At 67.8% G+C, this 23,200-nt stretch carries 21 protein-coding genes; 6 read left to right on the forward strand and 15 right to left on the reverse strand.

All coding sequences use genetic code 11. From position 1 onward, the window contains the following. From ACWDTF_RS21050 to ACWDTF_RS21080, 7 genes are all read right to left on the reverse strand, one after another. A partial coding sequence (locus ACWDTF_RS21050) for a DUF222 domain-containing protein (RefSeq protein WP_449755012.1) occupies window positions 1-778 on the reverse strand: 778 nt, incomplete at its 3' end. 332 nt (window positions 779-1,110) lie between these two features. Beyond that, on the reverse strand, window positions 1,111-1,443 hold the full coding sequence (gene mnhG, locus ACWDTF_RS21055; RefSeq protein ID WP_433257752.1) for a monovalent cation/H(+) antiporter subunit G: 333 nt from the start codon (window positions 1,441-1,443) through the stop codon (window positions 1,111-1,113). Further along, window positions 1,440-1,703 (reverse strand): monovalent cation/H+ antiporter complex subunit F, encoded by a 264-nt coding sequence (locus ACWDTF_RS21060; RefSeq protein ID WP_240859895.1) that lies wholly within the window; start codon window positions 1,701-1,703, stop codon window positions 1,440-1,442. Before ACWDTF_RS21060 ends, mnhG begins: the two co-directional genes overlap by 4 nt. Then, entirely contained in the window at window positions 1,700-2,470 is a 771-nt protein-coding gene (locus tag ACWDTF_RS21065) for a Na+/H+ antiporter subunit E (protein ID WP_449755013.1), read from the reverse strand. Before ACWDTF_RS21065 ends, ACWDTF_RS21060 begins: the two co-directional genes overlap by 4 nt. Beyond that, the gene (locus ACWDTF_RS21070) at window positions 2,467-4,080 is read right to left on the reverse strand and encodes a Na+/H+ antiporter subunit D (RefSeq protein WP_449755014.1); all 1,614 of its coding nucleotides are present in this window, start codon (window positions 4,078-4,080) and stop codon (window positions 2,467-2,469) included. The genes ACWDTF_RS21065 and ACWDTF_RS21070 overlap by 4 nt, the downstream gene beginning before the upstream one ends. Further along, on the reverse strand, window positions 4,077-4,676 hold the full coding sequence (locus ACWDTF_RS21075; RefSeq protein WP_240859890.1) for a Na(+)/H(+) antiporter subunit C: 600 nt from the start codon (window positions 4,674-4,676) through the stop codon (window positions 4,077-4,079). Before ACWDTF_RS21075 ends, ACWDTF_RS21070 begins: the two co-directional genes overlap by 4 nt. Beyond that, complete coding sequence (locus ACWDTF_RS21080) at window positions 4,673-7,591, reverse strand: Na+/H+ antiporter subunit A (protein ID WP_355276336.1); 2,919 nt, start codon at window positions 7,589-7,591, stop codon at window positions 4,673-4,675. The genes ACWDTF_RS21075 and ACWDTF_RS21080 overlap by 4 nt, the downstream gene beginning before the upstream one ends. A gap of 74 nt (window positions 7,592-7,665) precedes the next feature. On the opposite strand from ACWDTF_RS21080, the gene ACWDTF_RS21085 reads away from it, so the two are divergent. From ACWDTF_RS21085 to mbtM, 3 genes are all read left to right on the forward strand, one after another. Further along, window positions 7,666-8,094, forward strand: coding sequence for a hypothetical protein (locus ACWDTF_RS21085; protein ID WP_240859885.1), 429 nt, complete (start codon window positions 7,666-7,668; stop codon window positions 8,092-8,094). Window positions 8,095-8,245: 151 nt separating this feature from the next. Beyond that, complete coding sequence (locus ACWDTF_RS21090; RefSeq protein ID WP_355276334.1) at window positions 8,246-8,656, forward strand: hypothetical protein; 411 nt, start codon at window positions 8,246-8,248, stop codon at window positions 8,654-8,656. A 148-nt stretch (window positions 8,657-8,804) separates the two neighbouring features. Beyond that, on the forward strand, window positions 8,805-10,418 hold the full coding sequence (gene mbtM, locus ACWDTF_RS21095; RefSeq protein WP_355276375.1) for a long-chain-fatty acid--ACP ligase MbtM: 1,614 nt from the start codon (window positions 8,805-8,807) through the stop codon (window positions 10,416-10,418). Between the two features lie 28 nt (window positions 10,419-10,446). Here the strand turns inward: mbtM and ACWDTF_RS21100 are convergent, their stop codons facing one another. From ACWDTF_RS21100 to ACWDTF_RS21110, 3 genes are read right to left on the reverse strand one after another with little or no spacing between them, the layout of a single operon-like run. After that, complete coding sequence (locus ACWDTF_RS21100; RefSeq protein ID WP_355276332.1) at window positions 10,447-12,672, reverse strand: AAA family ATPase; 2,226 nt, start codon at window positions 12,670-12,672, stop codon at window positions 10,447-10,449. Next, the gene (locus tag ACWDTF_RS21105) at window positions 12,669-13,697 is read right to left on the reverse strand and encodes a CDP-alcohol phosphatidyltransferase family protein (protein WP_355276330.1); all 1,029 of its coding nucleotides are present in this window, start codon (window positions 13,695-13,697) and stop codon (window positions 12,669-12,671) included. The genes ACWDTF_RS21100 and ACWDTF_RS21105 overlap by 4 nt, the downstream gene beginning before the upstream one ends. A gap of 38 nt (window positions 13,698-13,735) precedes the next feature. Next, window positions 13,736-14,479, reverse strand: coding sequence for a phosphatidylserine decarboxylase (locus ACWDTF_RS21110; RefSeq protein ID WP_240859874.1), 744 nt, complete (start codon window positions 14,477-14,479; stop codon window positions 13,736-13,738). A 95-nt stretch (window positions 14,480-14,574) separates the two neighbouring features. Here ACWDTF_RS21110 and moeA point away from each other — a divergent pair, with 95 nt between their 5' ends. After that, a complete protein-coding gene (gene moeA / locus ACWDTF_RS21115) occupies window positions 14,575-15,795 on the forward strand; it encodes a molybdopterin molybdotransferase MoeA (protein ID WP_240859872.1) in 1,221 nt (406 codons plus the stop codon). 51 nt (window positions 15,796-15,846) lie between these two features. Continuing rightward, complete coding sequence (locus ACWDTF_RS21120; RefSeq protein WP_240859871.1) at window positions 15,847-16,644, forward strand: HAD-IIA family hydrolase; 798 nt, start codon at window positions 15,847-15,849, stop codon at window positions 16,642-16,644. Window positions 16,645-17,016: 372 nt separating this feature from the next. Here the strand turns inward: ACWDTF_RS21120 and ACWDTF_RS21125 are convergent, their stop codons facing one another. From ACWDTF_RS21125 to ACWDTF_RS21140, 4 genes are all read right to left on the reverse strand, one after another. Beyond that, a complete protein-coding gene (locus ACWDTF_RS21125; protein WP_449755016.1) occupies window positions 17,017-17,475 on the reverse strand; it encodes an SRPBCC family protein in 459 nt (152 codons plus the stop codon). A gap of 74 nt (window positions 17,476-17,549) precedes the next feature. After that, window positions 17,550-17,996 carry a DUF350 domain-containing protein gene (locus tag ACWDTF_RS21130; RefSeq protein WP_449755030.1) on the reverse strand — a complete coding sequence of 149 codons (447 nt, stop codon included), beginning with the start codon at window positions 17,994-17,996 and terminating at the stop codon, window positions 17,550-17,552. Window positions 17,997-18,088: 92 nt separating this feature from the next. Further along, on the reverse strand, window positions 18,089-19,426 hold the full coding sequence (locus ACWDTF_RS21135) for an NtaA/DmoA family FMN-dependent monooxygenase (protein WP_449755017.1): 1,338 nt from the start codon (window positions 19,424-19,426) through the stop codon (window positions 18,089-18,091). Beyond that, window positions 19,423-20,646, reverse strand: coding sequence for an LLM class flavin-dependent oxidoreductase (locus ACWDTF_RS21140; protein WP_449755018.1), 1,224 nt, complete (start codon window positions 20,644-20,646; stop codon window positions 19,423-19,425). Before ACWDTF_RS21140 ends, ACWDTF_RS21135 begins: the two co-directional genes overlap by 4 nt. Window positions 20,647-20,932: 286 nt before the next feature. Between ACWDTF_RS21140 and ACWDTF_RS21145 the strand changes: the two genes are divergently transcribed. Further along, on the forward strand, window positions 20,933-22,093 hold the full coding sequence (locus tag ACWDTF_RS21145; protein WP_449755019.1) for an LLM class flavin-dependent oxidoreductase: 1,161 nt from the start codon (window positions 20,933-20,935) through the stop codon (window positions 22,091-22,093). Here ACWDTF_RS21145 and ACWDTF_RS21150 read toward each other — a convergent pair. Then, window positions 22,069-23,181 carry an acyl-CoA dehydrogenase family protein gene (locus ACWDTF_RS21150; RefSeq protein ID WP_355276940.1) on the reverse strand — a complete coding sequence of 371 codons (1,113 nt, stop codon included), beginning with the start codon at window positions 23,179-23,181 and terminating at the stop codon, window positions 22,069-22,071. The genes ACWDTF_RS21145 and ACWDTF_RS21150 overlap by 25 nt on opposite strands. Window positions 23,182-23,200 lie beyond the last annotated feature (19 nt).

Genomic DNA, 23,200 nt, shown 5'->3' on the forward strand with positions numbered 1-23,200 from the left:
GTATCTGGTTCGCGCGGGCGCCGCAGGTGTCTGACCCGCACCGGCAGTCCAACTCGGTGCGGCCGCGAGTGATGGCGACCAGCGCGTCGGCGCGTCGTTGGCCGGGCAGACGCGGGTCGTCGCCGCACAGGAAGTGATTGATCAGCCCGGTGATCCGGGATTGCAGATAGCGGGCGTCGCCAAGTCCCAACGTGGCTGAGATGGCGACTTGCCCGTAGGGGGCTTTGCCGAAGCGGACGTCTTGGTAGCGCTCGGCGAACTCCTCGCGCACCTGCGCGGCCGCCTCCGGATCGAGCGCGATCACCAGTTCGTCGAGTTTGTCCGACAGCACCGCATTCGTCGACGCATCGGCGGCCAGAATGAGGGCGGCCTCTTCGGCTGCCGCCCGCTGGTCGGCATCCACGCCGCACACCGCGTGCGCCACCAGCGAGGCGCGGGATTCGGAGAGGTCGCCGGCCAGGAACGCTGCCCGTACTTGTGGGAGGTCTTGGAGCAGCCCGCCCAGGGTCATCCACCGTCCGGCGGTGGCCGGTGGGACGGCGAAGTGCAACGCCACTTCGCGGAGGGCGGCTTTGTCGGGCATGCGTTTGCGGTAGCGGTCGGAGTCGGCGGCCTGGACGCGGTCGAACACTTTGCGGCCCAGGTGGTAGGCGGCCAGGACTTTGCGGGCCATCACCTCGAACTCGATATGCGTGAACGCCGAAGCTGCTGTGGCCAGATCGGTTTCACCCGCGTCGGCCAGTGTGGCCTCGCTGGTGTCCCGCCCCGGTTCGAACATGTGTCCACTATCTCAGAGGGGTACGACAAGAAGTGTTGTCGGCGGTTCTGGTTATCAACAGTGATCTCGACACGGTGCCTCGCCCCAGGGGGCTCGGTACCGGCTCGATCCGGCGGATCTCGACACGGTGCCTCGCCCCAGGGGGCTCGGTACCGGCTCGATCCGGCGGATCTCGACACGGTGCCTCGCCCCAGGGAGCTCGGTACCGGCTCGATCAGCGTGACGAGGCCGGCGGTGGGCTCGACCAGCGTGGGGTTCGGTGTCGGCTCGATCAGCGTGACGGGGGGCTCGGAGTCGGCTCGATCAGCGGAAGGCGGCGGCGGAAGCTGGGCTCAGTCCCGATCTCCCGCTTCCATGTCCGCACGGTCTATCAGGCCGTCCCGTGCGCGTTGTTCCTGGTATACGAGGCGGCCGATGCGATGTGCGACCACCGGCGCGGTCATCAGGGCGAAAAGGCTTGCGAGGATGAGCATTCCGACGTCGACGTTGTGGCCGAGACGGAGCATCGCACCGAGGAGCAAAAGGAGCAGGCCCAAGGTTTGCGGCTTGGTCGCGGCGTGCATGCGGCTGAGTGTGTCGGGGAAGCGGAGGATGCCGATGGCGGCGGTGAGCGCCAGCGCGCTTCCGAGGAACATCAGTACGCCGCTGACGATGTCGATGATCATGTCTGGTCGTCCCGGACTCGGAAACGGGCGATGGCCACCGAACCGGTGAAGCTCAGCAGCGAGAGCGCGACGATCGCCGGGACCACCGTCGAATCAAGGCTGTAGGCAGCCCACAGGCCGAGGCCGCACATGCACAGGGCGATGATGACGTCGAGCGCCACCAGCCGGTCGAGGGTGGTGGGGCCGCGCAGAACACGAATCGTCGTCAACACCGCGGAGATCAGCAGCATGCCCGCGCACAACAACCAGACGACCGTCACGATTCACCTCCCTTGGCTTCCATGAGCCGTTCGCGATCGCCGGGCCGGACGCCGTGGAAATCGTCGTCGATGCCGTGATAGGGGCTCGGATGCCATTCGGCGTCACGCTCGAAGGTCTTGATGAAGATGCGCTGCACGTAGGCGATCTCGTCGTAGAAGGCGCGGACCTGCTTCTCCGTGCGCACGTCGAAGACGTGGATGTAGAGCATGCGACGCCGGTGATCGATCTCGACGACCATGGTGCCCGGTACGAGGTTCAGGTAGTCGACGGCCAGCGTGAGGACCATGTCGGACTTGATCGCCACCCGCACCCGCATGACCGCACCGAGCGGCGGTGGGCCCGGTCGGATGGCCATCCAGGCGACTTGCGCGCTGGACACGAAGAAGTCGAAGAACAGGCTGATCAGCAGACGCAGCAGAGAGAGTGGGTGGATGCGGCCTTCCACCGGCACCCGCGGCAACGGCAGCACGGTGAGGATGAGCACGGCGAGAAGGAGTCCAGCCAGGATGTTGGCCCAGGAAATGGTGCCCCACAACAGGACCCACACAAACGTCAGCCACGCGATGGTCCAGAGGCGCACCGCGACCTCGCGGCTGTCGGTGCCTAACCAGCGCGGTACGCGGACATGACCGCGAACCCAGACGAGGGCTCCGACGAAGTGCCAGAAGATGAACAGCAGCGAGACGCGCCACGCGTTGATGATGAAAGAGCGCACCGGTCCCTTCGTGGAGACCACCGGCGCGCGTGGCCGCGATTCTGAACTCATTTCGCGGCACCTTCTCCCAGCACGGCCTCGACGTACACATTGCGATCGACGATGTCGGTGGCCGCGCGATCGGTGAAGCCCAGGATGGGACCGGCCCACAGGGTGAGGACCAATCCGGCGGCGACCATGAGTGCGGTGGGGACCACCATGGTGATCGGCATGCGGCCGACGTCGGGACGGTCGTCGAAGGCGATGTCGGAGCTCTCGTCGATCAGCGCAGACGGCCCGCGATCGGCCATGTCACCCTCGGGGGCGTCGGCGCGCGGTCGCCAGAAGCCCTTGGTCCAGACGCGGGCCACCACATACAGGGTGAGCAGGCTGGTGACCACCGACCCGGCGACGAGCGCCCAGGCCAGCACCGAACCGTCCTGCACGCCCGCCTCGAGCAACGCGACCTTGCCGATGAACCCGGAGAACGGCGGAATACCACCCAGATTCAGCGCCGGGATGAGGAACAGGGCCGCCAGCACCGGGCTGGCGATCAGGCCACCGAGCCGTCGCAGCGACGCCGACCCGGCCTGCCGCTCGATCAGCCCGACCACCAGGAACAGCGTCGTCTGCACGAGGATGTGGTGTGCCACGTAGAAGATGGCCGCCGACATCCCGATCTCCGACGACAATGCGATACCGAAGATCATGTAGCCGATGTGACTGACCAGGGTGAACGACAACAGACGTTTGATGTCGGACTGGGCGATGGCACCGAAGATGCCCACCAGCATCGTCAGCAGCCCGGCTACGAGGAGCATGTTGTCCATTGACCCGCCAGGGAACAGCAGCGAATGCGCGCGGATGATCGCGTACACACCGACCTTGGTCAGCAAACCGGCGAACACCGCGGTCACCGGGGCCGGCGCGGTCGGGTAGGAGTCGGGCAGCCACGTCGAGAGCGGGAACACCGCCGCCTTGATGCCGAAGGCGACCAGCAGGACCGCGTAGAGCGCGTTGCGGGTGCCGCTGGGAACGTCGTCGAGCCGTAGGGCCATCTCCGCGAGATTCAGCGTGCCGGTGGTCGCGTACGCGAAGGCTATGCCTGCCAGGAAGATCAGCGACGACACCATCGAGACCATCACGTACGACGCCCCGGCCCGCACGCGTTCGGCGCTGGCACCCAGGGTGAGCAGTACGAAGCTAGCGGCCAGCAGCACCTCGAAGGAGACGTAGAGGTTGAACAGGTCGCCGGCGAGGAAGGCGTTGCACACACCCGCGGTCAGGATCAGGTAGGTGGGCAGGAAGATCGACACCGGCTGTTGCTCGGTCCCGTCCCGGATACCCTGCCCGATCGCGTACACGACGACGCACAGCAGCACGCTCGTCGACACCACCAGCATCAGCGCGGCGAGCTGATCGACCACCAGGGTGATGCCCAGCGGTCCGTTGGGATAACCCTTATCTCCCCACCCGCCGATGGTGAGCGACCACGTGCCGTAGCGGTTGGTGAGGTAGAGCAGCAGGCACGACGCGACGAACGCGGTGCCGATCGCGCCGGTCGTCACCGCACGCTGGAAGCGCGGGCTACGGCTCTGCAGCAGCGTCAGTGCCGCCGCGATCATCGGGACCAGTGTCGGGAGGACGATCAGGACCGGGAACCAGGACTCCTGCGGTGTCATCGACCATCACCTCCCGTGGTCACCGGGTTGGCATCGTCGGAGTCGTCGTCACCGATCTCGTCGATGACGTCGGCGTCCTCCGGCATGATGTCGGTCTCCAGCAGTTCCCGGTGCCGTGCGGCCGCTTCTTCTGCGGTGAGTGGGTTGCCGTCGTCGTCGAAGAAGTCGCCGGCCTTCGTGTCGGCGTGGGTGACCGGGTCGTCGGTGCGGTCGCGGTCGGGTGCGGTGTCGAGCGTGGTCGACTGGATCTTGACGTCCTCGGTGTCGTCATCGAGGTCGTCGTCGTCGCGGTTGAGGACGAACAGTCGGTACACCATGGCGAGCACGAAAGCGGCCACACCCATGGTGATCACGATGGCGGTCAGCACCATCGCCTGGGCGAGGGGGTCGGCGTCGGCGGGCCGGTTATCCGACGACCGTCCCATGATGGGCGGATTGCCCATGCCACCCGAGATCGTGATGATCAGCAGGTTGATGGCGTTGCCGCAGAGCAGCAGCCCGAGCAGCATCCGGACCACGCTGCGTTCCATCAGCAAGTACGCACCACAGGCCGCCATCGAGCCGACGACGATCAGCAGGAACAGGTTGACGCTCATCGGCTCACCCGCTGATCCGATAGCGGTTGATTCGCCTCGACGGCGGTCTCGACATCCAGGCGTGCGCCCAGGCTGCGCAGCACGTCGAGCACCAGACCGACGACGATGAGGTAGATGCCCAGGTCGAAGAACAGGGCGGTGACCAGCTTGATGTCGCCGAGTACGGGGAGCGTGATGGTGAAGACCGCCGACGAGAGCGCGGGCGCACCCAGGAACAGCGAGACGACCGCGGTGGTCGCCGAGATCGCGAGACCGGCACCCAGGATGCGGCCCGGCTCCACGGGCAGCGCCTCGCCGAGTTCGTAGCGTCCGCCGGCGAGGTAGCGCAGCACCAGCGCCAACCCCATGGTGAGGCCGCCGGCGAAACCACCGCCCGGCGCGTTGTGGCCGGCATAGAAGAAGTAGACCGACAGCACCACCATGGTCGGGAAGATCAGGCGGGTGGTGGCCTCGAGCACCATCGACCGGTGTCGCGGATCGCGCAGGCCGCTGCCGAGCAACCAGGTGGTGCGGTCGGGCGGGATCGGATCGTCGTCCTCGGCGGTGTCGGTGTGTCCGTTGAGGGTGTTGCCGTTGAGTCGGGCGGCGTCGGCGACGCGGGGTGCGGCACCGAACCGGCGGTTGCGGAACACCATCGACGCCACGCCGGTCGCGGCGACGATGAGCACCGACACCTCGCCGAGCGTGTCCCACGCGCGGATGTCGACGAGCAGGACGTTCACCGCGTTCGCGCCGTGGCCGAACTTGTAGGCGGCTTCCGGGATGTCGACGTGCAGTGGCTGCGTGGAACGTGCTGCCGCGGCGAACAAGCCGACGGCCACGAGCATCGCGCCGAAGGCCACGCCGATCAGCGCGCGCAATGGCTTGAAGCCGGTGGCATGCCGCGGTTCGGGTTCGGCGGGCAGCTTGCGCAGCACCAGCACGAAGATGACCAGCGTGAGGGTCTCGACGAGGAACTGGGTGAGTGCGAGGTCGGGTGCGCCGTAGAGCGCGAAGAGCATGCCGCAGCCGTAGCCGGTGACGCCGACGATCAGCGTGCCGGCAAGACGGTTGCGCAAGACGGTCGCTGCCAGCGCCGACGCGATCATGATCCCGCCGATCACCACCTGTGGCGGCGACCCGAGGCCGTCGATGTCCAGACTGTTGCGGGCGCCCAGGAACAGCACCACGACCGGCAGCAGGATCGACGTCGCGAGGATCACACCCTGGGTCACCGGCAGCGATCCGCGCTGGGTGTTGCGGGTCAGCATCAGCGACAGGGTGTCGGCGCCGCGCAGCGTGGCGTCGTAGATGCGGTCGGCGTTGACCGGCTGGCGGTAGCGGAACAGGCGTCCGCGCAGCTGCCGGGCCACCAGGAAGACTCCGGCACCCGCGACGACGACGACGATCGAGAACACCACCGGCAGCCCGAAACCGTGCCACATCGCGAGGTGCTCGAGCTCGTGACCGTAGGTGGGCAGGGTCTCGGCGTACGGTTCGAAGAGGTTGCCGATCTGCGGGCTGACCAGCGCGGCGACGATACCGCCGATGGCAAGCACAACTGGAGACAGGAAGAACAGGGTGGCGGGCGGATGCATCTTGGCGACCGCCGGACTCGGCGTCGCACGGACCTTGCGGCCGAAGGCACCCCACAGGAATCGGCACGTGTAGGCGAAGGTGATGATCGAGCCGACCAGCAGGACGATGTCGATGGTCTCGGCCTGCCACGACGTGAACGATCCGGTGGTCCACACCGAACCGAAGGCCGTCTCCTTGCCGACGAAACCGAAGGTGAACGGGAGTCCGGCCATGCTTGCGCCCGCGATCGCCGCGATCAAGGCCAACGCCGGCAGCCGATGGCCGAGTCGAGCGAGTTTGCGGATGTCGCGCGTACCGGTGGAGTGGTCGATGATGCCGACCACCATGAACAGCGACGCCTTGAACATGGCGTGCGCGACCAGCATCGTCAGACCGGCCATCGCGACGTTCGCGTCGCCGATGCCGACCAGGACGGCCATGAAACCGAGCTGCGACACCGTGCCGAACGCGAGGATCAGCTTCAGGTCGAGTTCACGTAGCGAACGCCAACCGCCCATCACCATCGTCACGCACCCGAGCACGACGACCGCCACGTGCCAGCTCATCGTCGTCGCGAACGCCGGGGCCAGTCGGGCGATGAGGTAGATGCCGGCCTTCACCATCGCGGCCGCGTGCAGATACGCGCTGACGGGGGTGGGCGCCGCCATCGCGCCGGGCAACCAGAAGTGGAACGGGACGATCGCGGATTTGGTCAGGGCGCCGATCAGCAGCAGCACCACCGCGACGTCGACGTAGGACCCCGACGCGGGTGGGTTCGCGATGATCTCGGAGAGCAGGTAGGTGCCGCTGCGTTCGCCGAGCATGATGATCCCGACCAGCATCGCCAGGCCGCCCGCGGTGGTCACCAGCAGTGCCTGCGTCGCTGCGCGGCGGGAGGTCGCGCGTACCGCGTAGAAGCCGACCAGCATGAACGACAGGACGGTCGTGAGCTCCCAGAACACGTAGAGCACGAGCATGTTGTCGGAGACGACCAGACCGAACATCGCGGCGGCGAACGCGATCATCTCGCCACCGAAGATGGCGACCCGCGGACGAGCGTCGTCGAAGTAGTGGGCGCAGTAGCAGAGCACCAGCGCGCCGACGCCGAGGATGAGCACCGACATGATGGCGGCGAGTGTGTCGAACCGGGTGGTGATGTCCATCTGCAGCGACGGAACCCACTCGAGCGTTTCGGTGCGCGCTTGTGCGGGGTCGGCGTCCGGCCATTCGGCGACGACCCAGGCGAGTGCTCCGGCGGGGGCGAGGGCGAGAACGTAGAAACCCTTGGTGCCCATCGCGTGGATCACTGCGGGTGCGACGACAGCACACACTGCCAGCGCGGCCAACACAGAAATCAAAAGGGCACTCCGTCTTCTCGATCGGCGGGGTGTCACGGACGTCTGCCCGCGCGACCTAGCTTACCGTTGCTCCCATGTTCAGGTTCGGGTGGCTCGTTCGTACCGCTCTCGCGATCGCCGCGATGGCCACCGCGATCGGTGTTCTCGGTGCTTGCGGAACCGCCGAGGAGTCGGCGCCCGACGGGGTCGCCCTGCCGGGTGACTTCCCCAAAGACCAGGTGCCCCTCCTCGACGGGACCGTGCTCAGTGCGTCGGGCACCCAGGAGCAGGGCTGGACGGTGACGATCCAGGGCCCGGCCAACGGTGGCAATCAACTCGACGTGGCCGTGAAGAAGCTCACCGACGACGGGTACGTCGAATCGTCGCGCAACTCCGTCGGCGGCCAGATGGTGGTGATCCTGTCCGCGGACAAGGACGGCACCAAGTACGTGGTGACGGTCGGGACCTCGCCGCAGGCCGCTGCAGGGGCGTCGTCGGTGATCTACCAGGTCACCGCTGCCTGACCCCGGCCGCCGGCTTCTGACGCCCGGACTCTGTGCTCACAGCCGATTGGCAGGCGCCCGGCAGTCCGGACATAGCGCCCGCGGGCACCGTGGTCTCACATTCACCGAGCCCGGCGATCGTCGGGCCACTGAGAAAGTGAGATCGACACCGATGTCCGACACCACACCTACGCACGACACCGGCACCGCTGCGACGGCAACGCTGACCGAACCGGCGCCGGTTACACCACAGCCCACCGAACCCGTCGATCGCGGCGGTGTGAATCTGCCGTCGAAGGTCAAGAACGCGATCGTCGCGGGCGGGGTGGGCATCGCCGTGCTCGCCGGCCTGCTCGGATTCGGGGCGGGTTACATCGTCGGCGACAACAGTTCGAGCAACTCGAACCAGATGAACGGACCGGGCGGCCGGGGTGGCATGAATGGCCAGATGGGGCCGGGTGGCATGAACGGTCAGATGGGGCCGGGTCAGATGCCGAATGGTCAGATGGGTCAGGGTCAGATGCCCAACGGGCAACAATCCGGAGGCCAGAACCAGCCGCAGGCGCCGACGGCAGCCAACTAATCAGTTCGCAGTGCGTATTTCCCACGGGTAAAGTGAGGCTTGCCAAAGCAGTTGAGGGCTCGACCTTCGACCACCCACCGGAGGACCGAGCGTGACTCAGACAAGCCCCAACTTCGCCGATACTGACAGCCTCACCGATACCGACAAGCTGGCACGGCACTTCCGCGACGCGATGCGATCGGTCGCGGAGGTGTCGGTGCTGGACGGCGAGTGCAAGCAATGGGAAGTGCGAACCTGGCGGCAGGTACATTCCCGCTCGGCGCAGATCGCAAAGCAACTGCTCGACGATGCGTCGTCGGCAGCGACCGGCCCGGCGCGACCCGGTGCCCTCGGCCTCATCGGCGACCCGACGATTGATCTCATCGCAGCAATTCAGGGCGCCTTCCTCGCGGGGGTCGCGGTGTCGATCCTGCCCGGTCCGGTGCGTGGAGCGGACCGCGACCGTTGGGCGGAAACCACCTACGAGAGGTTCGTCGGCGTGGGGGTGACCACCGTCCTCGGTGGCGGCACCGAACTCGCCCAACTCTCGGAGATCGACGGGACGCTGCGGGTGACCGATGCACGAACCTACGGCGTCGACGCGGATGCCGCCGATTTCGAACCGGTCCCCGCCTCCCCTGAGGATCCCGCGATCCTGCAGGGCACCGCTGGTTCGACCGGCGAGCCCAAGACCGCGGTCATCTCGCGGGCCGCGGCCCTCACCAATGCCGTCGAGATGGGTGAACGGCTGGGACTGAGTGCCGAGCATGACGTCGGGTTCAGCTGGTTGCCGCTCTACCACGACATGGGCCTGATGTTCCTGCTCGGCTCGATGGGGGTCGGCGGACCCATCTTCGTCGTCCCCAACACGGCGTTCGCGGCATCGCCGTTCAGTTGGCCGAAATGGCTCACCGAGACCCGCGCAACGGTCACCGGAGCACCCAACTTCGCTTACGACCTGCTCGGCCGCTACGGGCGTCTTCTGCGCGATGCCGACCTGTCGCATTTGCGGGTGGCGATCAGCGGCGGCGAACCCATCGATCCGGACGCCTTCGACAAGTTCCTCGCGGAGGCGGCCAAGGTCGGGTTCGACCCTGCTGCCGCCACTCCCGCGTTCGGGATGGCTGAATCGGCGTGCGCGGTCACCATGCCGTCGGCGGGTGAGGGAGCCAACTACGACGACGTCCTCGTCACACCGCCGGGCGGTGGTGAGGCAATTCGACGACGCTACGCGATCCTCGGTGAGCCCTTGCCCGGCATGGAGATTCGGGTGGTGACGGCGGATGTGGCGGTCCAGGCGATCGCCGGACGCGACGTCGGTTCCGTCGAGATCCGCGGGACATCGATGATGTCGGGGTACCTCGGTCAGCCACCGCTGCGACCGGGCGAGTGGTTCGCGACCGGCGATCTCGGCTATCTGATCGACGGGCGACTGGTGATCTGTGGGCGGTCCAAGGAGATCATCATCGTGGCCGGCCGCAATCTGTATCCGGTGGAGGTCGAACGGGCAGCTGCGACGGTGAAGGGCGTGCGCAGTGGTGGTGTCGTCGCCGTGGCCCGCGCGGAATCATCTTCGCGCCCAGGGCTTGTGGTGATCGCCGAGTTCCGCGGCCGGGATGCCGACGCGGCACGGGCCGACGTCGGTACCGCCGTGGCCGCAGAGTGCGGGGTGCTGCCGACCGACGTGGTGTTCGTCGACCCCGGAACCTTGCCCCGAACCACGTCGGGCAAACTCCGCCGACTCGAGGCCAAGGAATTGCTGGAGTCGGGGACCTGGGGCTGACGCGACCCGCTCGGCGCTGGAGCGCCGCCTACTCCACGCGACGCTCGGCGTAGGCGCGGAGGTTCTCCACCTGGGCGGCGTCCAGCGACGGCCGCACCCGGCTACGGGCCTCGGTGACGTCGTCGGCGGTGACGGTCGCGGTGTCGATGTCGCGGCGCATCGCCGACAGCGCTGCCTCGCGGAGCAATGCCGAACAGTCGGCTGCGGAGTAGCCGTCGAGGTCGGCGGCGAGGTCGTCGATGTCGATGCCGTCGAGCGGGACGTTCTTACCGGTGGCGCGCAGGATGTCGGCGCGCGCCGCGGCATCCGGCGGCGGGACGAACACCAGTCGTTCGAGACGACCCGGCCGCAGCAGCGCCGGGTCGATGAGGTCGGGACGGTTGGTGGCGCCGAGGACCACCACGTCCTGCAGGGGTTCGACACCGTCGAGCTCGGTGAGCAGCGACGCAACCACCCGGTCGGCGACCCCGGAGTCGGTGGACTGACCGCGACGCGGAGCCAGGGCGTCGACCTCGTCGAGGAAGATCAGCGACGGCGCAGATTCCCGTGCGCGCGCGAACAGATCACGAACGGCCTTCTCCGAAGCACCGACCCACTTGTCCATGAGTTCGGCGCCCTTGACCGTGTGCACCGACAGCCGGCCCGACGCGGCGAGGGCCCGCACGACGAAGGTCTTGCCGCACCCGGGTGGGCCGAACAGCAGCACGCCGCGCGGAGGTTCGACACCGAGCCGGGCAAAGGTGTCGGGATGCTGCAACGGCCACAGCACGGCCTCGGTGAGGGCCTGTTTGGTCTCGACCATGTCGCCGACGTCGTCGAGCGTGATGGACCCCAGCGCGACCTCCGGCGAATCGCCGCGCGACACCGGCCGGATCACGGACAGAGCGCCGAGGAGGTCGTCGGTGCGCAGGGCGGGCGACGACTTGTCGTTGCTTGCGCGGGCCGCCGCACGCAACGCGGCCTCGCGGGTGAGCGCCGCGAGATCACCGGCGACGAAGCCGGGGGCGCGGGCGGCGACTGCGGCCAGATCCAGATCGCCGTCGGTGGGAACGCCTTTGAGTATCGCGGACAGCAGACGGGCGCGGGTCGCCGCGTCGGGCAGGCCGACGATGAGTTCGCGGTCGCAGAGGTCGGGGTCGCGGAGTCGGACGTCGAGGCGAGCGGGTTCGGCGGTCGTCGCGATCAGCGCGACCGCCCCGTCGGCGATGCCCGACCGCAACGCGTCGAGGATCAGCGTCGCCACCGGGTCGGGTTCGGCGGGCAGCAGGGCGTCGACGTCGGTGATGAGCAGTACGCCACCGCCGCCGCGGACCTGTGCGAGGGCGTCGGTCACCACACGGAGTCGGGCGTTGGACTCCATGGCGCCGGTCGTCGGACCGTCGACGCTGACGAGCGGGCGGTCGGCGCATACGGAACGCACCATTGTCGCCTTACCTGCGCCGGCCGGCCCGGAGATCAGCACGCCGAGTCGGGGTGCCGCGCCGAGTGTGCGCAGGACCTCGGGCTCGTCGAGGGTGATCTGCAGCCATTCGGTGAGTTTGCCGATCTGGATGTCGACGCCGACGAGTTCGGACACCGGACGCACCGGCACGCGGTCGGCAGGCGCGGTCGCCGCGCGCTGTGTCGAACCCGCTGGAACTATGCCCAGACCCGGGATGCTCGGCGAAAAGCCTTGTGTATCCGGCACTTCCGAACCGGTGGACCACAGCACCGCGGTGTTGGGCTGCACGCTGACGGGCGACGCGGGGTCGGTGCCCGACACCGTCAGCAACTCGTTGGTCCACGTGATGCCGACCGAGCGAGCCAGCGATCGGGTCGCCTCGGTGGCGGCGAGTTCCGGGCCGAGATCGCGCGGCAGCAACGACACCGCGTCGCCGACCGACAGCACCTTGCCCAGTAGCGCCCGGCGCAGCGTCGCCTCGTCGACCGACCGCGTCGCCAGCGCCGAACCGGTGACCACCACGCGACTTGCGCCGTGCACGATCACTCGTGAGAGCACCACGGGAGCGTCTTCTTTGACCCCGGCGTTGGAGAACGTGATGTCGTCGAGGAGCGCGACGCCGGTCGGGGTGCTCGACTCGGTCGCCGCGATCACTGCCGCGGTGACTCGGGCACCGATGATCGACACCGCATCCCATTCGCGCAGCGCCAGCGCGGTCAGCACTTCGGGGTGTACGCGCACGAGACCGCGGCGGGAATCGGCTGCCGAGGTGTTCAGGCGCGCGGTGAGGGTGAGGCCGTTCGGTGCGCTCACGGCGTCTCACCCGCATCGGTCGGCGCCTGGGCGGGTGCCGGTGCCGTCGGTCGGTTCAGCCCGAGCCGTGCCTGCGACTTCCTGATCGCCGGTCGACGCCGACGACCGCCGGTCGCGCGGATGGCCCGACGTTGTGCGCGTCGCTCGGCCGGACGGTCCTCCCAGAACTCCGGCCGCGACGCCACCCAGCGTCGGGACCGCCAGGCGAACGGGATGTGTGCGGCGTACCCGGCGATCGCGATCATCATCAGCACGTACGGGAAGGTCAGCAGGAGAGCAGCGCCGATGGCGACCAGGATGAGCACAGCTGCCAGCGCACGCGGAGGAACCGACGCGGCCTTGAGCGATGCGGTCGGGATGCGACTGACCGCGAGGAACGCGACCAGCACCAGCCACCCGCCGACCGCGGGCAGCGAGGTCCACCACCCGTCGCCGAACTGTTGCGCCAGACCGATGGGGAGCAGCGCACAGATGGCCGCGGCGGGCGCCGGAACGCCGACGAAGAAGTCGCGTGTGTAGGCGGGCGCTTCGTCGTCGTCGAGCAGGGTGTTGAACCGGGCCAGCCGCAGCACGATCGCGCAGCAATAGATCAGGGCCAGCGCCCAACCGAGATCCTGCCCGTCCATGAGGTGGAAATACACGATCATGGCCGGTACGACGCCGAAGTTGATCGCGTCGGCCAGCGAGTCGATCTCGGCGCCGATGCGGGTGGTCGCGCCCATCATCCGCGCGACCCGACCGTCGAGTCCGTCGAGCAGTGCAGCCGCGACGACGAGACCCATGGCCGCGTTGATGTCGCCGGTGGTCGCTGCGCGCATCGCGGTCAGGCCTGCGCAGATCGCCAGGATCGTCAGGGCCGACGGCACGAACATGCGGCCGGCCGCGGCCTGCCGTCGTAGCCGGTTGCGTTCGGCCGGGGTCGGCCCGCCGGTGACCTTGGTGGTCGAGCGCGCCGCGCGACCGGCGGAACGGCTGGTCGGCGTGCGGGACGACCGTTTGGTGCGATCCGGCTTGGGGCCCGTCATCGTGAAATCGTCATCGTGTAGTCGTCATCGCGTCCGCGTCATCCCGCCAGGACGGCGAGTGGGGTTTCGCCGCCGACCGCGCGCTGGCCCACCGACACCAGGGGTCGAGTGCCGCGCGGGAAGTAGACGTCGACCCGGGAGCCGAACCGGATCAGGCCGTAGGTCGCACCGATCGCGAGCTGATCCCCGACCCCCGGCTCGCAGACGATCCGACGCGCGATGAGCCCGGCGATCTGCACGACCGCGATCTCCGTTTCACCGCCGGTCGCGTCGGCGCAGCGCAGGGTCATCGTGGTTCGTTCGTTGTCCGAACTCGCCTCCGGGAGGTCCGCGGACAGGAAGGCGCCGGGAGTGTGGGTGACCGACGTGACGGTGCCCGCGATCGGGGCGCGCTGGACATGGACGTCGAAGATCGAGAGGAAGGTCGAGACCCGGGGCAGCGGTTCGGTCCCCAGGTCGGCCTCGGCGGGCGGCACCGCTTCGTCGACCAGCGCTATCGTTCCGTCGGCGGGTGCCACGACGATGCCGTTCCCGGTCGGCGGCACCCGACTCGGATGCCGGAAGAACGCGGCGCACGCCCCCGCGGTCAGGGCGGCGGGCCGGGCGATCCAGGGATGTCGCCGCCCGAGCAGTGCCACCGCAGCGGGTCCGAGAACGAAGGGCAGTCCGGCGCGATGAATCGGCGGGATCGTCTCGCGTGCCAGGTCGAGCAGGTGGGCGAACGGGTTGATCTCACCCGCCGGGCTGTTGGTCGATCCGTCCGGTCGCGGACGTCTGGCCACCACTGCCTCCTGTTGCGTCGATGAATGTGCCAACGGGCACGGCTACAGCTTAGATCCCGTGGGTGTCCGCGGGGCGGGGTGGCATGCTGAGCATCATGCGTTCGGTCGTCGAGCACCAAGCTGTCGTCGCGGCACTGTTTCCGGCTCCGGAAGCGGTCCGCCTGCCCACGCCCGATGCCTTGGGTCTGGTCACGATGGGCGACGTTCATGCGCCCATCTCGCTTCCCGGTTTCGACAACTCCGCGATGGACGGTTACGCCGTCCGTGCTGCAGAGATCGCGTCGGCCACCCCAGAGCATCCTGTCGCACTACCGGTGGCCCACGACATCCCTGCCGGCCGCACCGACTCGCTGGTCCTCGCGCCCGGCACCGCACATCGGATCATGACCGGTGCGCCGCTGCCCGAGGGGGCGGATGCGGTGGTACCGGTCGAGCTCACCGACGGCTCGACCAGCACGGTGTCGATCACCGCTGCTGTCGAGGTCGGCAAGCACATTCGAGCTGCGGGCTCCGACATCCTGCACGGCGAACGAGCACTGCCGAGCGGCACCGTGATCGGAGCGTCGCAGGTGGGGCTGCTTTCTGCGCTCGGGATCGCCGAGGTGACGGTGGCTCGGCGACTCCGGGTCGTGGTGCTGTCCACCGGGTCCGAACTCGTCGCTCCCGGAACCGAACTCGAGCACGGACAGATCTACGAATCCAACGGCGCGATGCTCACGGCCGCGGTGACCGAGGCGGGGGCCATCGCGCGTCATCTGCATTTCGTCCCGGACGACGTCGACGATTTCCTCGCCCGGCTCGACACCGTCGCCGACGACGCCGACGCGATCATCACCTCCGGTGGCGTCAGTGCGGGCGCGTTCGAGGTGGTCAAGGATGCGCTGTCACGCAACCCGGACGTCGAGTTCGTGAAGGTCGCGATGCAGCCCGGCATGCCCCAGGGCTGTGGTCACATCGCCGCGCCAGGTGGACGTCGGGTGCCGATCGTCACGCTGCCCGGCAACCCGGTCAGCGCGCTCGTGTCGTTCGAGGTGTTCATCCGGCCTCCGCTGCGGGCGGCCGCGGAGATGTCACCACACCGACCGCGCGTGCATGCTCGGCTCGGCTCGGCGGTGCGCTCGACGCCGGGCAAGCGGCAGTTCCTGCGCGGGGTGATCCGCTCGGACGACGGCGCTGCGCCGATCGTCGATCCGATCGGTCCGCCGGCGTCGCATCATCTCCGCTATCTCGCAGCGGCCGACGCGCTGATCGACATTCCTCCCGAGGTGACCGAGCTGGCTCCCGATGACGACGTCGAGGTCCTCCGGCTGGGGTGAGCTCCGTCCGCCGCGCTGCAACTCCCCGGGCGTCGCACTACATTCGGTGCCATGGCTTTGGGCATATTGCTCGACATCGACGGGGTGATGGTCACCTCGTGGAAGGCGCTGCCCGGCGCTGTCGACGCGGTGGCCGAACTCGCCGACCGCGGCATCCCGCGAATGTTCTTGACCAACACCACGTCCCGGTCGCGCGGGGAGATCGCCGAGGCGCTCGGTGAGTGCGGGTTCGAGGTCGACGCGAAGGAGATCCTCACGGCGGCCAAGCTGACCGCCGAATACGTGTCGTCGACCTTTCCCGGCAAACGCGTGTGGGTGCTCAACCAAGGTCCGATCGCCGAGGACATGTCCGACGTCGAACTCACCGACGACCCGTCCGCCGCGGAGGTGATCGTGCTCGGCGGCGCCGGTCCGGTCTTCAGCCACGACGCGTTGTCGAAGGTGCTGGAGATGATGATGGACGGCGTGCCGGCGATCGCCATGCACCGGTCGATGACGTGGTCGACCGCCGACGGCCTCAAGATCGACACCGGCGTGTACCTCGAAGGCCTCGAGAAAGCGGTCGGCCGCAAGATCAAGGCGATCGGCAAACCGTCGCCCCTCGGCTTTCGGGCCGCTGTGGAACTGATGGCGCTCGAACCGACCCAGGTGGTGATGGTCGGCGACGACATGCACAACGACGTCCTCGGCGCCCAGGCGTCGGCGCTGATCGGGGTGCTCGTGAAGACCGGCAAGTTTCGCGAGGAAGCGCTCCGGGCATTGCAGCGCGACGAATTCGGTCCGGTGCCTGACCACATCATCGACTCGCTCGCCGATCTCCCGGCGTTGCTGGACAAGATCAGCGGATAGCCACCGCACCCCGGCCCGCCCACACCCTGTGTCGAATCGGGTCAACTGGGTGCTGCAGCACACAGACTCTCCGACAGGACACAGAGTGTCCGGAGCGCCTCCGCGGCAGACTGCATCTCCCCAGGTCAGCGCGGTGGTCCCGTAACTCTCGAGTCAGCGTCCCTCCGTCGGCGTTGCCGACGTCATGGACGCGGGAAGAGCCACCCCACGCTGCCTGAGGTGCGAGCGGAGCGAGCCTCGAAGGCAGGCGAACTGACATTGTGGTCTCACCAGCCCTTCGAAGCAGTCGGCTAGCGCCTCGGGCACCTCCGGGAGCGGAGGGCGTCGAACGCGTTACCGCAGGTCAGGAGGCCCAAGGCAGTACTGTTCGGGTCAGGCCTCTGCGGCCTTCTTGATCTTCCCGAGCGTCTCGGCCATGCCGGCCTTGAGTTCGACGTCGAAGTTGTCGTTGCCGCCCATGAAGCGCTCGACGAGCGTGAACGAGATCTTGCTGGTCTTGCCGCCCGGTGCTTCGCGCCGTTCGGTGAGCTTGACGCCATTCTCCGACGGTGTGATCGAGTAGCTCCACACGGTGTTGTTCTCGGTGACGCGCCAGCCGATTGTCTTGTTCGGCTCGAAGCGCACGACCTTCGAGGTGGTCGGCCACACGAGCGCGCCGCGCCGGTTGATGTTGATCGTCTTGGTGTCGAGGTCGACGTCGCCGCCGCGGATGATCATCTTCACGCACTGCGGGCTCCACTCGCCCATCCGCTTGAGGTCGGAGATCACCGCCCACACCTTCTCCGGCGTGGCGTCGATGTCGACGGATTCCTCGATGAGTTCTGCAGGCATGCTGTTCCCCTCCATGGGTGCGATTTGTGGTCACCCTATGGGCCTACTGTCTACCCGTCAATAAGCGGGTGACGTCAGACGAGCAGGGTCGCCCCGATGACCGCGCCGATCCCGACGAACACGGCCGCGGTGATCCAGCCGGCCGGATGGTCGTCGCCGCGGTGGGCCCCGCCCTCGAGCAGCAGCGTGCCGAGTTTGCCCGGGGTGAGCCAGTCGATCAGGACGAACGACCACATCATCACGGCAATCGCGAGGACCGCGTAGGCGGCGGTGTAGAGCACGGCCCGCCACAGGATGAGTTCCCGAGTGTCGACGACAGCGCAGATCAGCACCAGCGACACCGAGATCACCATCGACGTCGTCAGGATCACGGCGTTGCGATTGTGGTCGAGCCACACCAGATTGCGCAGGCGTCCGGGGGTGACGAGATCCAGCGCGAGGAAGCCGACGATCAGCAGGACGATGCCGGCGAGGCTGAACGCGGCGGCGTGGCCGAGGTTGTCGCGCAGCAATGCGACCATGTCGATCTCTCCCATGCGGTAAGGCGGACTCCAGAAATGCTATCGAGCATGGAACCCCGACGGGATGCTTTGCCGCCGATGGGCGCGCCGCGTCAGGCGAGCAAGGGGAGTTCGAGATTCTCACGCAGCGTCGAACCGGGGTACTCGCGCCGATAGACGCCGAGTTCCTGCAGCACGGGGACGACGTCGGCGACAAATCTGTCGAGTCCGCCGGGCGTGATGTGCGGCACGAGAATGAATCCGTCACTCGCATCCGCCTGTACGAAGTCGTTGATCGCGTGTGCGACGGTGATCGGCGACCCGACAAACGCCTGGCGGCCCGTCACCTCGATGATCACCTCGCGGGTGGTGAGGTTCTTGGCGGCGGCGAGATCGCGCCACTCATTGGCGACGTCGCGCGGGTCGCGGTGAATCCGCACGCTCGCACGACCTTTGGCGACGGTGTTCTCGCCCGGTAGCGGGTCAACGGTGGGTAGCGGGCCGTCCGGATCGTGGTCGGAGAGGTCGCGGTTCCACAGCTGCTCAAGGAACTTGATCGCGGTCTGCCCGCTCACCTGCGCGAGGCGCACCTCGTGTGCGAGCTCGGCGGCCTCGGCGTCCGTGTCGCCGAGAACAAAGGTCGCGGCCGGCAGGATCAGCAGATCCGACGGTGCGCGGCCGTACCGGCCGAGGCGCCGCTTGATGTCGGCGTAGAAGCGGGTGCCCGCGTCGAGGGTGGAGTGTCGGGAGAAGATGGCGTCGGCGCGTTGTGCGGCGAATTCGCGGCCCTCGTCGGAGTCGCCGGCCTGGAAGATCACCGGCCGCCCCTGTGGGCTGCGCGGGACGGGGAACCGGCCGGCGATGTCGAACTGGGTGTCGCGGTGAGTGAATGCGCCCGCGTCGGGTCGGGCCACGAACTGGCCCGACGCCTGGTCGCCGAGGATGTCGTCGCGCTCCCACGAATCCCATAGTGCGGTGGCTACTTCGAGGAATGCCTTGGCGCGCACGTAGCGCTGGTCTTGCGGCAGGTAGCCGCCGCGTCGAAAGTTCTGCCCGGTGAACTCGTCCCACGAGGTCACCACGTTCCAGGCGGCTCGACCGTCGGAGAGATGGTCGAGTGTCGCGAATTGCCGTGCCACTTCGAAGGGTTCGTTGAACGTCGAGTTGATGGTGCCGGCCAGACCGAGGTGTTCGGTGACCGCGGCAAGGGCGGCGAGGACGGTGAAGGTGTCGGGTCTGCCGACGACGTCGAGGTCGTAGATCTGACCGTTCTGTTCCCGCAGGCGCAGACCTTCGGCGAGGAACAGGAAGTCGAACAGGCCGCGCTCGGCGGTCTGCGCGAAATGAACAAAGGAATCGAACTCGATGTGACTGCCCGACGCGGGATCGCTCCACACCGTCGTGTTGTTGACGCCGGGGAAGTGTGCGGCGAGGTGGACCTGTTTGGTCATCGGGAAGCCTCCACCAATTCCGAAATGGCATAACGACTTTCCGGTCGACCGAGTCCGAGTCGGGAACGCAGCGACTCGCCGTCGATGTAGGACTCCCGCAGGCGGTGCCGACGGCGAAGTTCGGGTGCCAGGTTGGTGGCGATCCGATGGAGGTCGTGCGGAATTGCGGCGGGGTGCAGGCGAACTCCGTCGGCTCCCAGATCCAGCAGTTCGGCGATCCGATCTGCGATGTCGGACGCGGTGCCCGCCACCACCGGGATGCCACCCGTGTAGACGCCGCCGGCCGACTCGTCGAAGCGTGCGCGGCGGGCGCGGGCTTGCGCAGCGGTGTCGTCGACGACGACGAGCAGGTCGACGAGGATGGCGAGCGGACTGCCGGCACGCTCCGCCCGGGCCTCGGCTGTCCGTGCGGCGTTGATGGTGTCGGCGATCGCCGAGTCGTCGCTGCCGACGGCGAAGCCGATGTCAGCGGTCGTGCCCACGAAGGATGTGGATCGGTTGTCGAGGTCGGCGGCGATGATCGGCTGTCCCTGCGGCGGTCGCGGGGTGATCGACGGTCCGCGCACCGAGAACTGGCTTCCCTCGAAGTCGATGTAGTGCAGCTTGTTTCGGTCGATGAAGCGGCCCGTCGCGGTGTGACGGATCTCCGCGTCGTCCTCCCAGCTGTCCCAGAGTCGACGGAGAACCTCGGCGTAGTCGGCTGCCTCCGCGAGCAGATCGGCGTGCGACGCCGAATCGAGGGTGCGTCGGCCGAAGAGCGCCGCGTGTTCGGGCCGTGGGTCGGTCGTCACCACCACTCCGGCACGCCCTCGGCTGATGTAGTCCAGTGTGGCAATCGATTTCGACGCGTGGAAGGGTTCGGTGTGCGTGGTCACCACGGTGGGCAGCAGGCCGACACCAGTGGTGATCGGCGCCAGCCGCGCGGCGAGAAGCTGCGTGTCGAGCTGTCCCGCAACGACATCGGTGCGCGTAATGTCGGTCTCGTCCGTATCGAGTCGGTGCACCGAGAAACCGTCGTCGAACGTGACGAAATCGGCACGTGCGTCTTCGGCGGCGGCGATCACCGAACGCCAGTGTCGGGCCCCGAGTAACGTCGCGGGCGTCACGTCGGGCTCGCGCCAGGCCCCGGGATGGCGACCGGTCGGGGTCAGTGCGATCGCCACCAGCGGTTGCGTCGGCTCGTGAGTGGGTGCGGGCATGTACCGGACAACGTCGGGCATGCACCCGACAACTCCGCCGTGCGGGGAATCGATCACCCTGAGCCAAACCCTCGCGTCGTCGGCCGATCTGCGTCTGACTGGGATGTCGGCGACGGTGAGGAGGTGTTGTGGTGGCGTGGTTGGCGCGTGTTCTCGAACGCGAGCACCGGTGGCTGCTTCGCGGCGCGGAAAGCCTGATGCCGGAAGCCACGGGAGCGACGACGCTGTGTCCGGATTCATCCTGTCGATGCGCAGGCGAACGGGTGTTGCCCGATGTGGCCTACGCGGCACAGCCCGGTGGCGAGAGATGAGTGGGTATTCGCGGATCCCGTTGTCGGTGCTTGATCTTGCACCGATCGCGGACGGATCCTCGCCGGCCGAGGCGATCCGACGATCGATCGAACTGGCGCGCGTCGCGGAGGGCGCGGGCTATCGCCGATTCTGGTTGGCCGAACACCATTTCGTGTCGGTGGCGTCATCGTCGACGGCAACTCTCATCGCATTGATCGCCGCCGCCACCCAACGCATTCGGGTCGGCAGTGCGGCAGTTCAACTCGGGCACCACACGCCGGCGTCGGTGGTGGAGGCTTTCGGCACCATCGATGCGGTCCATCCCGGTCGGCTCGACCTGGGACTCGGGCGGTCGGGCCAGCGACGGACCGAAGCCATCGCCACGGTACGTACCGGCGGCACCGTCACGCGGTCCGAACCGGAACGCGTGGTCGACGGGCTGTTGATCCCACGTGCCTTCCCGGTCGAGACCCTGTTGGCCTCGCCGCGGATAGCGGCCGCCCAAGCTCTGGAGTTCGAGGGCGCAGCTCCGCAGGATTTCGCCGACGCTGTCGCGGATGTCCTTGCGCTGCTGAGCGGTTCGTACCGTGTCGACGACATCGCACTGCACGCTGTTCCGGGCGAAGGCGCTGATGTCGACGTGTGGGTGTTCGGAAGCAGCAAAGGCCAGAGCGCACAGGTGGCCGGTACCGAGGGGTTACCGTTCGTCGCGAACTATCACGTCAGTCCCGCAACGGTTCTCGAGGCCGTGGAGGCCTACCGTGCGGCATTCCGCCCTTCGGGGCGGCTCGACCGGCCCTACGTCGTGGTGTCGGCCGACGTGGTGGTCGCCGACAACGACGCCGCCGCACGCGAACTCGCGTCGACCTACGGTCACTGGGTGCACAGCATCCGGGCCGGCGGTGGCGCAGCTCCGTATCCCGATCCGGCGTCGACACCCCCGCTCACCACCGAACAGCGTGCCGTGGTGGACGATCGCATTCGGACCCAGTTCGTCGGCTCACCGTCGGCAGTGGCCGATGGGCTCGACACCCTCGCCCACGCCACCGGCGCCGACGAGCTCGTGATCACCAGCGTCACACACGATTTCGAGGCGAGGAAGCGATCGCACCAGCTCCTGGCGGCCGAGTGGGGTGTCACGCGGGAGAAGGCTCAGCCGACGGACACCATCTCGTAGGTGCCCACGTTCGCCGACAACCGGCTCAGGTGCGACGACGCATCGCCCAGGGTGTGCGAGATGCCGGTCAGGCGGCTCACGTAGTGCCCGACAGGGTATTCGGCGGTCATGCCGATACCGCCGTGCATCTGGATCGCTTCCTGGCCGATCGCGCGGCCCGAGGTGCAGATCTGCAGCTTCGCACGGGACGCGACGACCGGGTCGGCGACACCGTCGGCTAGTGAGGTGGTGGCGTACAGGCTCATGCTGCGTGCGAGTTCGAGCTGCACGTACATGTCGGCGGCGCGATGGCTCAGTGCCTGGAAGGTCGACAGGGTGACGCCGAACTGCTTGCGTGTCTTGAGGTATTCGGTGGTGAGTTCCAGCGAACGCTCCATCGCGCCGACCGCCTCGGCGCAGAGCGCGGCCTGGATCCCGACCTCGGCGTCGGCGATGAGGTCCGACGCGTCGCCGCTGCCGAGGCGTCGGGCGGCGGCGTTGGCGAACTCGATCTGGGCGCCACGACGACGGTCGTGCGTGCGGTACGGCGTGCGGGTGACACCCTCGGCGTCGGCGTCGATGAGGTACAGACCCACGCCGTCGGCGTCCTTTGCCGACACGATGAGCTTGTGGGCGCAATCGCCGTGTCCGACAAGACTCTTGAGTCCGGTGAGGTTGCCGTCGGCATCCGCGGTGGTCTCGATGGTGCTTTCCGGCCAGCGGTTTCCGGCCTCATGATGGGCGAAGGCCATCATGAGCTCACCCGATGCGAGGCCCTCACGCAACTCGACGCGGGTCTCGTCGTCGGCGATCGCGAGCAGCGACCCCGGTACGAGAACCGAATCCAGGTATGGCTCGGGAGCCAGCGCGCGGCCGATCTCGGTCATGACGCTGGTGAATTCGACGGGGCCGGCGTCCATGCCGCCCTCGGCCTCGGGGAAGGTCATGCCGAGAATTCCGATGTCGGCCAGCGACTTCCAGACCTTCTCGCTCCAGCCGCGCTCGGTGTCGGTGACCGCGCGCAGGGTTTCCACGTCGTAGCTCTTGGTGAGGACGTCGCGGACGGTGTCGCGCAACATCTGCTGCTCTTCGGACAGCTCGAAATCCATGATGTTCCTTGGGTTGTGG

The sequence above is a fragment of the Gordonia sp. NPDC003422 genome (assembly GCF_053588675.1).